We start from the raw sequence: 12,070 nt of genomic DNA, 5'->3' as shown, positions 1-12,070 counted from the left end.
ACGACATGGCCGGCGACGGCACCACGACCGCCACGGTCCTGGCGCAGGCGATCGTCCGCGAGGGCGTGAAGGCGGTTGCCGCCGGCATGAACCCGATGGACCTGAAGCGCGGCATCGACACCGCCGTCGCGGCGGTGGTCGCCGACGTGCAGAAGCGCTCCAAGAAGGTCTCGACCTCGGACGAAATCGCCCAGGTCGGCACCATCTCGGCCAATGGCGAGCGCGAGATCGGCGACATGATCGCCAAGGCGATGCAGAAGGTCGGCAACGAGGGCGTGATCACGGTGGAAGAGGCCAAGGGCCTCGAGACCGAGCTCGACGTCGTCGAGGGCATGCAGTTCGACCGCGGCTATCTCTCCCCGTATTTCATCACCAATGCGGAGAAGATGACCACCGAGCTGGAGAACCCCTACATCCTCCTGCACGAGAAGAAGCTCAGCAGCCTGCAGCCGATGCTGCCGATCCTGGAAGCCGTCGTTCAGTCCGGCCGTCCGCTCCTCATCATCGCCGAGGACGTGGAAGGCGAGGCCCTGGCGACGCTCGTCGTCAACAAGCTGCGCGGCGGCCTGAAGGTCGCGGCGGTGAAGGCTCCGGGCTTCGGCGATCGCCGCAAGGCGATGCTCGAGGACATCGCGATCCTCACCGGCGGCCAGGTCATCTCCGAAGACCTGGGCATCAAGCTGGAGAGCGTGACCGTCGACATGCTGGGCAAGGCCAAGAAGGTCGTGATCACCAAGGAAGAGAGCACGATCGTCGACGGCGCCGGCAAGAAGAAGGAGATCGAGGGTCGCTGCTCGCAGATCCGCGCCCAGATCGAAGAGACGACCTCCGAATACGACAAGGAAAAGCTCGCCGAGCGTCTGGCGAAGCTGGCCGGCGGCGTCGCGGTCATCCGCGTCGGCGGCGGCTCGGAAGTCGAGGTGAAGGAGCGCAAGGATCGCGTCGATGACGCGATGCACGCGACCCGCGCCGCGGTCGAGGAAGGCATCGTCGCCGGCGGCGGCGTGGCCCTGCTCTACTCGGTGAAGGCGCTCGACAAGGTGAAGTTCGAGAACAACGACCAGAAGGTCGGTGTGGACATCATCCGTCGTGCGATCCTCGCCCCGGTGAAGCTCATCGCCGAGAACGCCGGCGTCGACGGCGCCGTGGTCTCCGGCAAGCTCCTCGAGTCCAAGTCCACCAACTGGGGCTACGACGCCCAGACCGGTGAGTACGTGGACATGGTGAAGTCCGGCATCATCGACCCGACCAAGGTCGTGCGTTGCGCCCTGCAGGATGCGGCCTCGGTCGCGGCCCTGCTGATCACCACCGAGGCGATGATCGCCGAGCGTCCGGAGAAGAAGTCCGCCCCGATGGGCGGCCCGGGCGGCGGCATGGGCGGCATGGGCGACATGGACTTCTAAGTCCAGACGCTCCTTAGCTCATTCGTCTAAGCGAAGGGCTCGCATCCGGAAGGATGCGGGCCCTTCTGCTTTGCGGGCCTCTTCTCTCTCTGCCGTCCAGATGGTATAGGAAGGCTCGAGCTGCACCGCCGGTTGCAGTTTCGTGACTTCAGGTTCGCAGGTCTTGGGGGAAAGACCATGCCGATTGTTGGCATCGCCGTTCTGGCGCTCGACATCTTCACGATCATCCATGTGCTGCGGCACAGCCGGCCCATGTGGTGGATCCTCTGCATCCTGCTGTTCCCGTTGTTAGGATCGGTGTTCTACTTCCTCTACGAGGTCGTGCCCGGTAGCCGCGAGCAGAGGAGCGTGCTCAAGTTCGGCAGCGACATCGCCAAGGCGATCGCCCCCGACAAGGAGCTGCAGCGCCGCGCCGCCGAGATGGAAGTCTGCGGCAGCATCGCCAACCGCGTGAGCTTCGCGGCCGAATGCACCGAGCGCGGCATGTTCGACGAGGCGATCCGGATCTATCGCGGCGCCCGCGAGGGCCAGTACCAGAACGCGCCGGACCTGCTGCTGGGCCTCGCCCGCGCCTACTACTTCAACAACCAGCCGAACGAGGCCCGCGCGACCCTCGCCGAGCTCAGGAGCCACCATCCGGATTACTATCGCCAGGAAGTCGCGATCCTGAGCGCCCGCGCCGCGGATGCCGGCGGCGACCGGGCTGCGGCACTGGCCGAGCTGGAAAGCCTGCTCAGCCATTCGGTCGGCCTCGAGGCGCGCTATCGCTATGCCGAAATCCTGTGGCGCGACGGGCAACAGAGCCGCGCCAAGACCGAGCTCGAACGGGTCCTCGACCACGCCAAGCGCTTCAAGGTGAACGACGCCGAGCGCGAATGGGCCAAGCTCTCGCGCAAGGCGCTCGCCGCCATCGGCTGAGGTCGCCCAGAGGCGCAGGCCGCGGTGGACCGCTGCTGATCTAGACTAAAGTCGCAACCCGAAAATGGCCCCTTGAGCCAAATCAAGGGGTGCCACGCCGCGCGATCTCGGCGATAATTCCGTCCCGGCGGGCGTTCCGGGCATAAGCGCCATCGCACCGGATCCCTTCGCGATCGCCGGATCCAAAGAAAACGCATCAGGGAGGACAGGATGACCTTCATCACCCGTCGTGGATTCGTCGCCGGCACGGCCGGCCTTGCGTTGGTCGCAAAGGCGCCGTCGGTCTTGGCCAGCCAGTTCGTCAACATCCTGACCGGCGGGACCAGTGGGGTCTACTATCCCCTCGGCGCTGCGCTCGCCAAAATCTACGGCGACAAGATTCCCGAAGCCCGCACCCAGGTCCAGGCGACCAAGGCCTCGGTGGAGAATCTCAACCTGCTGCAGGCCGGCAAGGGTGAGATCGCGTTCGCCCTGGGCGATTCCGTGAAGCTCGCCTGGGAAGGCGACGCAGAAGCGGGGTTCAAAGCCAAGCTCGACAAGCTGCGCGGGATCGCCGCCATCTACCCCAACTACATCCAGATCGTCGCCTCGAAGGAATCCGGCATCCAGACGCTGGCCGACCTCAAGGGCAAGGGCCTCTCGGTCGGCGCGCCGAAATCCGGCACCGAGCTCAACGCGCGGGCGATCCTGGGCGCCGCAGGCATGAGCTACGACGATCTCGGCAAGACCGAGTACCTGCCGTTCGGCGAATCGGTCGAGCTGATCAAGAACCGCCAGCTCGACGCGACCCTGCAATCCGCCGGCCTCGGCGTGGCCTCGATCCGCGATCTCGCGACCTCGGTCCCGATCCAGATGGTCGCGGTCCCCGCCGAGGTCATCGCCAAGCTCGGCGCCCCCTATGTCGCCAAGACGATCCCGGCCGGGACCTATGACGGCCAGGCCGAAGACGTGCCGACCGCGGCGGTGATCAATTTCCTGGTGACGCATGACGGCGTCTCCGAGGATCTCGGCTATCAGATGGCCAAGCAGCTGTTCGAGAACCTGCCGGACCTGGTCGCCGCGCACAAGGCCGCCGCCGACATCAAGCTCGAGACCGCGGCCAAGGACATGCCGATCCCGCTGCATCCCGGCGCCGAGAAGTACTACAAGGAAAAAGGCGTGATGTGACGCCCATGGCCGTGGCGCCGGCGTCCCCCGCGGCGTCATCGCCGGAGGGGCACGCCGGGCCGCTGGGGGCGGATTTCGCCAAGACTCGCGAGGGCCGGCTGCTGTTCTGGATCGCGGTCGTCTTCTCGCTGTATCAGCTGGCGACCGCGGCGCACGTCCTCAACCTGCCGAGCCAGGTCGTGCGCGCCCTCCATGTCGGCTTCCTGATGCTGCTGGGGCTGCCATTCGTGGCCGCCTTGGCCGAAAGATCGATACGGGCAGCCTCATGGGCGCTGGGAATCATCGGCTTCGCCGTCGGGCTCTACCAGTGGATCTTCTACGAAGACCTGGTGGTGCGCGCCGGCGATCCGACGCAGCTCGACATCGTCGCCGGACTGGCCGCGCTCGCCGTTCTGTTTGTCGCCGCCTGGCGCATCATGGGACCTTCGCTGCCGATCATCAGCGGCGTCTTCCTCGCCTATGCGCTGTGGGGCGAGCACCTGCCGGCGCCGCTCGACCACCGGCCCTACGATTTCGAGCAGATCGTCGACCAGATGGCCTACGGCACCGAGGGCATCTACGGCATCCCGACCTACGTGTCGTCGAGCTACATCTTCCTGTTCATCCTGTTCGGGGTGTTCCTGGAACGGACCGGGATGATCCAGCTCTTCACCGACGTCTCGCTGGGCATGGTGGGCCATGCCAAGGGCGGCGCCGCCAAGGTGGCGGTGATCGCCTCCGGGCTGATGGGCACGATCTCGGGCTCGGGCGTCGCCAATGTTGTGACCACCGGCCAGTTCACCATCCCGCTGATGAAGCGCTTCGGCTATCGCCCCGCCTTCGCCGGCGGCGTCGAGGCGACCGCCTCGATGGGCGGCCAGATCATGCCGCCTGTGATGGGCGCCGTCGCCTTCATCATGGCGGAGACGATCGGCGTCCCCTATGCCGAGATCGCCAAGGCCGCCGTGATCCCGGCGCTGCTCTATTTCGGCTCCGCATTCTGGATGGTGCATCTCGAAGCCGGGCGCAGTGGCTTGCTCGGCCTGCCCAAGGATCAGTGCCCCTCCGCCGGCGCCGCACTCCGCAAGGGCTGGTACCTCGTCCTGCCGCTCGCCGCCCTGGTCTATCTGCTGTTCGACGGCTACACGCCGCTCTATTCCGGCACCATCGGCCTGGCGCTGACCGCCATGCTGCTGCTCGGCGGCGCGATCGCGCGGCCGCTCCCCCGCCTCGCCTGGCGGGTGCTGTTCTGGGTCGTGCTCGGTCTTGCGGCGGCGACCTTCCTGAAGTTCGGAGTCTGGATCATCGGCGCGATGCTCGCGCTGCTGATCGCCCTGAATGTCGTCACCCGCGGCGGGCGCGCGACCCTGCTGCTCGCCCGCGACGCGCTGGCGGAAGGCGCCAAGACCGCCCTCCCCGTCGGCGTCGCCTGCGCGCTGGTTGGGATCATCGTCGGCACCATGACGTTGACCGGGGCCGCGACCACCTTCGGCGATTTCGTGGTCTCGATCGGCGAGAAGAGCCTGTTCCTCTCGCTGGTTCTCACCATGATCACCTGCCTCATCCTCGGCATGGGCATCCCCACGATCCCGAATTACATCATCACCTCCTCGCTGGCCGGGCCGGCCTTGCTGCATCTCGGCGTGCCGCTGATCGTCAGCCATATGTTCGTGTTCTATTTCGGCATCCTCGCCGACTTGACACCGCCGGTGGCGCTCGCCGCCTTCGCCGCGGCGCCGATCGCCAAGGAATCCGGGCTGAAGATCGGCATCCAGGCGGTGAAGATCGCGCTGGCCGGTTTCGTCATCCCGTTCATGGCGGTCTATGCGCCGGCCCTGATGCTGCAGGACGGCGGCCCGCTCGCCCAGGAGATCGGCTTCCCGCTGGCGGTCGCCTATATCGTGTTCAAGGCCTGCATCGCGATTGCGCTCTGGGGCGCCGCGGCGATCGGCTTCCTGGCGGCGCCGCTCGGCTGGTGGGAACGCCTGCTGGCGACGGCCGCGGCCTTCAGCCTGGTGCTCGCGCTGCCGCTGACTGACGAGATCGGATTCCTCCTGTCGGCAGTTTTCGTGGCGCAGCACTATTGGCGCCTGCGTCGACGGACGCGCCTGGAGAGGCCGGCGTGAGCCTGTGCCTCCTGCTGGATGGCGCAAAGATCGTTTACGCGACCAGCGCCTTCACGCTGGGCTGGACCCATTCGGTCGAGAAGACCCGGTGGGAAGAAGACTGGCGGGTGACGCCGAACGGGTTGGAGATCTTGGAAGCGCGCATCGAGGGATCCGGCGCCGGCATGGAGGTTCCCAACGGTGCACGGTTCGACGGGCGATATTGGCGCTACCATCCGGATCTTGCGCCGCAGCCCAGCCTGGTTCTCGCCCGGTCGGGGATGACCGCCGGGGATTGGCAGATCTGCTTCGCCGGATCCTGCCGCGATTTGCCGGAGACGCCGGGGTCGGCGCAGTCGCCCGCGGTCTTGTCCGCCTGTCCCTGAGCGTCTGAGGCACCCGGCGCGTCAGCCTCAGGGCACGCGGTGCACGCCGATCCCTTTCAGGATCAGGTTGTGGCTGTTCTGCTGCTGGATGCTCTGGTTGTTGAGCTCGAGGCCGCGCCGGCGCAGGTTGAACTCGAGATTGCCGGCGCAGGCATTCTGTGCCGCCGCCGCGCCCGCACCCTGGCATTGCAGCAGGCCCCTGGCCCGATCGTTGCGGAGATCATGGGCCTGGTTGCGCAGCCGGTTCTGGATCTCGCTGTAGCGGCGCGCCTCGGCATTGGCGGCATCGAACTGGGATGGCGTCTCCTGCGCCACGGCCGGCACGGCGCCGAGCAGCGGCAACGCCACCGCGGCGCCGACCAGCCAACACCCGATTATTGCTTTGCCCATGACAATCTCCTCGAAGGGAGTATATGGGGAGCCGAGAGAACGCCCGCCAGCCGTCCTGCGTGTCGATGCCCGAAGCCGATCTTATCATACGCCCCGCCCAGGCCGGGGAAGGGTCGATCCTGACGGCGCTCTGCATCCGGTCGAAGGCGCATTGGGGCTACGATTCTGTCTTCATGGCCGCGGCCGCGCGGCTGCTCCGGATCGGCGAAGCCGAGATCGCGGCCGGCTCCGTCCTGGTCGCATCCGCGGCGGCGCAGCCTTGCGCTGTCGCCGCGATCGTGCCGCTGCGTCGGCCGCATTGGTGCGAGCTCAGCCATCTCTTCGTGGCGCCGGAGAGCTTGGGGCGCGGGATCGGGCGCGCGCTGTTCGACGCCGCGATCGCGCTGGCGGCGGACCGGGGCGCCCACCATGTCTCGATCCTGTCCGACCCCAACGCCGCCGCCTTCTACCAGAAGCTGGGCGCGCGCCGCTGCGGCGAGGCGCCTTCCGGCGTCGTGCCGAACCGCATGCTGCCGCTGTTCGAATTCCCGGTCGCGCGGCGATCCGCCGCGGATTGATTCAAGTCAAGGAAGCGCCGGACCGGCGCCGCGATCATGCCCCGGACGGCTTTCCGCGAGGCACCCCGTGACCGAGACCGATTCCGCCGAGACTGCCAAGGCCCTGGCCCTGAAACACGACCGGCCGGTGCCGCGCTATACCAGCTATCCGACCGCGCCGCATTTCCATGCCGGCATCGGGGCCCGTGAGCAGCAGGCCTGGCTCGCCGCCAGCAACCCCGCGGCGCCGGTCTCGCTCTATATCCATGTGCCCTATTGCCGGCAGATGTGCTGGTACTGCGGCTGCCACACCAAAATCGTCGCGCGCTACGCTCCGGTCGAGGATTTCGTCGCGCATCTAATCCGCGAGACGGAGCTGGTGGCCGAGGCTTTGCAGAGCCGCCGCCGGGTCGGCCAACTGCACTGGGGCGGCGGCACGCCCAACGTCCTCTCGCCGGCGGACTTCACGCGGCTGATGGACCGGCTGCGGCAGCTGTTCGACTTCGATTCCGCCAGCGAGATCGCGATGGAGCTCGACCCGCGCGGCGTCAGCCACGAGTTGCTCGCCGCGTTGCAGGCCGCCGGCCTGAAGCGCGCGAGCCTCGGCATCCAGGATTTCGATCCGGTCGTGCAGCAGGCGATCAACCGCGAGCAGCCGTTCGAGCTGGTGCAGGACGTGGTCGCGAACCTGCGCGGGATCGGCGTCAGCGGTATCAACTTCGACATGATCTACGGCCTGCCCTATCAGACCCGGGCGGGATTCCGGCATTCGATCGACCAGGCCCTGTCGCTCCGGCCCGATCGCTTCGCGGTCTTCGGCTATGCCCATGTGCCCTGGATGAAGAAGCACCAGTCGCGGATCGCGGAGGCTGCCCTGCCCGACGCCGCGTTGCGCGCGGAGCTGGCCGCGAATGCCGCCCGGCAGATCGAGGCCGCCGGCTATCGGCGCATCGGGCTCGATCATTTTGCCCGGCCCGAAGATCCGCTGGCGATCGCCTTCGACCAGGCGCAGCTGCGGCGAAACTTCCAGGGCTACACCACCGACGACAGCACGACCTTGATCGGGCTCGGCCCCTCGGCGATCAGCGCAACGGCGGAAGGATATGCCCAGAACGCCGCCGACATTCCGCTCTGGCGCCGCGCCGTCGATGCCGGCCGCCTGGCGACGCAGCGCGGGATCGCCCTCACCGCCGAGGATCGCTGGCGCCGCGCGGCGATCGAGCGGATCATGTGCACGGGCGTGCTCGATCTCGATGCGCTGGCCGTGGAGTTCGCCCTGCCGAACGCGCAGTTCCCGGCCGAGCGCGCGCGGCTCGCCCCGCTGATCGGCGATGGGATCGCCACGCTGTCCGGCAATACCCTGCGCCTGACCGAAACCGGCCAGGCCCTGGCCCGGCTGGTCGCGGCGGCTTTCGACGCCTATCTGCAGGCCGGACCGGGCCGTCACAGCCGGGCCGTCTAGACCTTTTATCTCGGTTGTCCCCGGCCATCGGTTCGGTGAGAATCCCTGCCCGGAATCGCGCCAGGGGTATGTTCATGCGTGCAACGTCGATCGCGCCGCTTCTCTGTCTGCTCGCCGTCGCCACGCCGGTGCTGGCGCAGCAGGACCAGCCGGCGATCAAGCTCGGCGGCAAGACGCTGGAACTGGCGACCACCGGCGAGCAGCGGATGCAGGCGAAGATCGACGGCGAGATCCTGGAAGAGGATGCCTTCATCGAGGTCGAGACCTCGTTCGACGACGGCAGCCGCGGCGCCGCCGTGCTGCTGGTCTCCGACGGCGGCAACGGCTGCCCCGGAAACTACGTGGTGATTTCGGTGGATGACGGCAAAGCCGTCGCCACCGATCCCTTCGGCACCTGCTCGGACAATGCCGAGGCCAGCGCCGACCAGGGCATCATCACCGTGCGCTTTCCGCCGATCGGCGGGCGCGACGGCACCGTCTATCACTGGTCCTTCGCCAAGGGGCTGGAGCCGCCCGCCGCCGAGCCGTTCCAGCCCAAGCCCGGCACCAGCTGGGCGAATGCAAACGCGCTGATCGGCAAATATCCCTGGGAAGCCTTGGACAATGCCGACGTCCTGGCCGCGTTCAAGGCGCTGCTCGGCCCCGACTACGAGACCTTCACCAACTATTTCGGCAAGGGCGATCCGATGGACGCGACGCCCGAAGGCGTCATCGTCGGCGATTGCTTCGACGACTCCGCGGAAGATTCCACCAACCTGCTGATCGGCATCGACCCCACAGGCAAACGCGTTTTCGTGGCGATGCAGGACGGCGGCGAGGCGCCGCGGCTCTATCCCGCCCAGGAGCAATGGCCGGCCAGCCTGCAGGAACAGCTGAAACAGTGGCCGCAATAGCGCGGCGGTCGCCCGCGGCGGAATTGTTCTAGATCGAACGATTTGCTATCCTGCCGTCCAAGGGGCTGCGAAAAAGCCCCATGGGAGGATGCGATGGCTTTTGCAGACGAGATCACCGTCGAGGCGCTGGAGGCGGATCCCTATCCGATCTATGCGCGGCTGCGGCGCGAGGCGCCGGTCGCCTGGGTGCCGGCCGCCAATGTCTGGTTCGTGACCCGCTGGGCGGACGTCGAGTTCGTCAGCAAGAACACCAAGCTGTTCGCGGCCGAGGTGCCGACTTCGCCGGTCGATCGCACCATGGGGTCGCCGACCATCCTGACCTGCGACGGCCCGGCCCATGGCGAGCTCCGCCGCGGCTTCGATACCAAATACAAGCCGCGCGCCGTCGCCGAATACATCGACGATCTTGCGCAGCCGATCATCGCGGCGCATCTCGACCGCATCGCGTCCAAGGGCAGCGCCGAGCTGATGTCGGAATATTTCGAGCCGGCCTCCAGCGTCGCGACGGCGCGCTCGCTCGGCTTCGGCGAAGCGGATCCCGAAACCCTGCTGCGCTGGTTCCACGGCCTGTCGATCGGCGCCGCGAATTACGAGAACGACCCGAAGAAGCAGGCGATCGCCGCCAAGGCGAGCGCAGAGATCGATGCCGCGATCCTGCCGGTGTTCGAGCGGATCGAGCGCAAGCCGGACGGCTCGGCGCTCTCGCATATGCTGCATGACGGGATGGAGCCGGGGCAGACACGGTCGCGCGAATTCCTGCTGCCCTCGATCAAGGTGGCATTGCTGGGTGGCATGCAGGAGCCGGGGCATGGCGCCGGCTCGGTGCTGGTCGGGCTGCTGACCCATCCCGAGCAGCTGCGCGAGGTGCAGGCGGATCTCGACGGCTGGCTGCCGAAAGCCGTCGATGAAGGCATCCGCTGGGTGGCGCCGATCGGCACCCAGATGCGCCAGACCACCGAACCGGTCACGCTGGGCGGCGTCACCATCCCGGCGGATTCGCCGGTGGCCTCGGTGCTTTCCTCGGCCAGCCGCGACGAGAGCCGCTATGCCGATCCGGATGCGTTCGACATCCGCCGCGGCTCGACCGGCCACGCCGCCTATGGCTTCGGCAGCCATTTCTGCGCCGGACGCTGGTTCGCGCAGCGACTGATGCCGCTGCTGCTGCGACCGCTGCTGGAACGGCTGCCCGACCTGAAACTGGTGCCCGGCAAGGAACCGGAGTTCCGCGGCTGGGAATTCCGCGCCCCGACCGCGCTGCACGTCACCTTCACGCCGAACTGAGCGCTTTCAGTTCAGCTTGCCGAGCGGCTGCAGCGCCGCATCGTGCCGCGCGAAGTCGGCATGTTCGCGCAATCCCCGCAGCACGCGCAGCGCCCGGCTCTCCAGGCGGTCAAGCACCTGCCGGGCGGTGTCGAGATCGCCCTGGCGCAGGCAGATGCCGATCTTCGCCAGCGTGTCATCCGCACCGACGCCGACGCGGCTCAGGCCCTCCATCATGCTGCCATAGGCCTGGCGCGCGGCGGCGAGGTCGCCCGCCTGCACGGCATCGACCATCAACCGATAGGCATGCGCCATGCCCGCCGCGCGGCTTGGCGGGCCGAATTTGGGATGACGGGTGGAGGGCACGGGCGGCATCCTTTCAACGCATGATCGGCCGCGCTGCTTCCGCTCATCGGGCAGATTCTGCCGGGTATCGGCAAAATTTGCCCGCGGGTCGGAGAGAGAGCGGCACGGCTGCAAGGCCGATACGCGCCAAGCCCTTGTCATCCGGCGAAAATGTGAATGACCGGGAGCACGGCGCGCCGGCGTCGAAACGCAAGCAGCATGCCGTGCGGCGATAGGAATTTGTTGCCCCCGCGCCTTCTCAACAGCATCTCACTTTTGCTGCAATCCTCGATAGAATTCGCAGGAGGGGGAGCGGATGGGAATCTCGCGAACAACTGCCTTATTGGTCCTATGCGCAACCGCTGCGCTGATCCTCGCCTCGCCGCATTCTCCTGTCGTCGCCCAGGAGAGGCTTACGCCCGGTTTCACTCAGACCTTTGCGCTTGGCAGCAAGTCACTGACCATCGTTCGCGGCGACAGCAACTCGAACTGCGGAGACTGCGCGGATGGCGAGGAAGAGGTACTCATCGAGGGCCGACTCCTGCTCGAGGACGCCATTGTCAATCCGCGTCGCCGATATACCGGCGCCGAAGCGGATGCGGTTGTGCTGGAACTCAACAATGCCGGCAATGGCTTCGGTTGCAGGACGCGTTACGCCATCGCCTGGGTTTCGAAGGCGGGCGCGTTCGGCGCCACCGAGCCGTTCTATGACGGTTGCTGGGAGAATCCAGACTTCATCGTCACACCTGGCCAAATTGTCGTGCGCTTCCCGCCATGGATCCGACGCGATGGCTTGATCTATCGCTGGACCTTCAAAGGCGGACTCGAAGCGCCGGCCATCGAGGAATTTGCCCCCGATCTCGAAAGGGACTGGGGCTGGTTGCCAGAAAGATCTGATGGAGCCGACATCTTCGAGAACGCTGGGGTCTATGCAGCGTTCAAGGTTGTCCTTGGCCGAAACTTCGAAGAATTCCGAACTTATTTTGATCGCTATTCAAGCACCGAGACAATCGGTGACGGCGTGATCGTCGGCGCGGCCGCGACGCGCACATGGGACTCAGCCGTCTTTGCGATCGACGCAAAGCGTGAGCGTGTCTTCGCTGCCATGCCTTCGAGCCAAGGATGGCGCTTCTATCCGAACGAATCGGAATGGCCCATCGGCTTGAAGTCACAACTCGCGGCGAAGTTTCCTTCGGAAACCCGGGGCTTCGAGTGAAGCGTTTAAC

General features: G+C 66.7%; 12 protein-coding genes. 10 read left to right on the top strand and 2 right to left on the bottom strand.

Features of this window, described 5'->3' with window-relative positions:
• From groL to ACH2CY_RS16425, 5 genes are all read left to right on the top strand, one after another.
• The coding region (groL, locus tag ACH2CY_RS16445) for a chaperonin GroEL (RefSeq protein ID WP_395020393.1) at positions 1-1,403 on the top strand (1,403 nt) is incomplete at its 5' end.
• A 177-nt stretch (positions 1,404-1,580) separates the two neighbouring features.
• Complete coding sequence (locus tag ACH2CY_RS16440) at positions 1,581-2,321, top strand: tetratricopeptide repeat protein (protein ID WP_395020392.1); 741 nt, start codon at positions 1,581-1,583, stop codon at positions 2,319-2,321.
• Between the two features lie 210 nt (positions 2,322-2,531).
• On the top strand, positions 2,532-3,488 hold the full coding sequence (locus tag ACH2CY_RS16435; RefSeq protein WP_395020391.1) for a TAXI family TRAP transporter solute-binding subunit: 957 nt from the start codon (positions 2,532-2,534) through the stop codon (positions 3,486-3,488).
• A 5-nt stretch (positions 3,489-3,493) separates the two neighbouring features.
• The gene (locus ACH2CY_RS16430; protein ID WP_395020394.1) at positions 3,494-5,593 is read left to right on the top strand and encodes a TRAP transporter permease; all 2,100 of its coding nucleotides are present in this window, start codon (positions 3,494-3,496) and stop codon (positions 5,591-5,593) included.
• Entirely contained in the window at positions 5,590-5,958 is a 369-nt protein-coding gene (locus tag ACH2CY_RS16425) for a DUF1850 domain-containing protein (RefSeq protein ID WP_395020390.1), read from the top strand. Before ACH2CY_RS16430 ends, ACH2CY_RS16425 begins: the two co-directional genes overlap by 4 nt.
• A 27-nt stretch (positions 5,959-5,985) precedes the next feature.
• Here ACH2CY_RS16425 and ACH2CY_RS16420 read toward each other — a convergent pair whose 3' ends face one another.
• Entirely contained in the window at positions 5,986-6,348 is a 363-nt protein-coding gene (locus ACH2CY_RS16420; protein WP_395020389.1) for a hypothetical protein, read from the bottom strand.
• Between the two features lie 23 nt (positions 6,349-6,371).
• On the opposite strand from ACH2CY_RS16420, the gene ACH2CY_RS16415 reads away from it, so the two are divergent.
• From ACH2CY_RS16415 to ACH2CY_RS16400, 4 genes are all read left to right on the top strand, one after another.
• Positions 6,372-6,905 (top strand): GNAT family N-acetyltransferase, encoded by a 534-nt coding sequence (locus tag ACH2CY_RS16415; RefSeq protein ID WP_395020388.1) that lies wholly within the window; start codon positions 6,372-6,374, stop codon positions 6,903-6,905.
• 67 nt (positions 6,906-6,972) lie between these two features.
• Positions 6,973-8,346 (top strand): oxygen-independent coproporphyrinogen III oxidase, encoded by a 1,374-nt coding sequence (gene hemN / locus ACH2CY_RS16410; RefSeq protein ID WP_395020387.1) that lies wholly within the window; start codon positions 6,973-6,975, stop codon positions 8,344-8,346.
• 74 nt (positions 8,347-8,420) lie between these two features.
• Positions 8,421-9,239, top strand: coding sequence for a hypothetical protein (locus ACH2CY_RS16405; RefSeq protein ID WP_395020386.1), 819 nt, complete (start codon positions 8,421-8,423; stop codon positions 9,237-9,239).
• A gap of 93 nt (positions 9,240-9,332) precedes the next feature.
• A complete protein-coding gene (locus ACH2CY_RS16400; protein WP_395020385.1) occupies positions 9,333-10,520 on the top strand; it encodes a cytochrome P450 in 1,188 nt (395 codons plus the stop codon).
• Positions 10,521-10,526: 6 nt separating this feature from the next.
• Here ACH2CY_RS16400 and ACH2CY_RS16395 read toward each other — a convergent pair whose 3' ends face one another.
• Entirely contained in the window at positions 10,527-10,865 is a 339-nt protein-coding gene (locus ACH2CY_RS16395) for a hypothetical protein (RefSeq protein WP_395020384.1), read from the bottom strand.
• Between the two features lie 295 nt (positions 10,866-11,160).
• On the opposite strand from ACH2CY_RS16395, the gene ACH2CY_RS16390 reads away from it, so the two are divergent.
• A complete protein-coding gene (locus ACH2CY_RS16390; RefSeq protein WP_395020383.1) occupies positions 11,161-12,060 on the top strand; it encodes a hypothetical protein in 900 nt (299 codons plus the stop codon).
• Positions 12,061-12,070: the final 10 nt, after the last annotated feature.

Source organism: Dongia sp., assembly GCF_041905885.1.
Classification (GTDB): Bacteria; Pseudomonadota; Alphaproteobacteria; order Dongiales; family Dongiaceae; genus Dongia.
The sequence above is the reverse complement of the archived record's forward strand: the minus strand, read 5'-3'. Positions and strand labels throughout refer to the sequence as shown.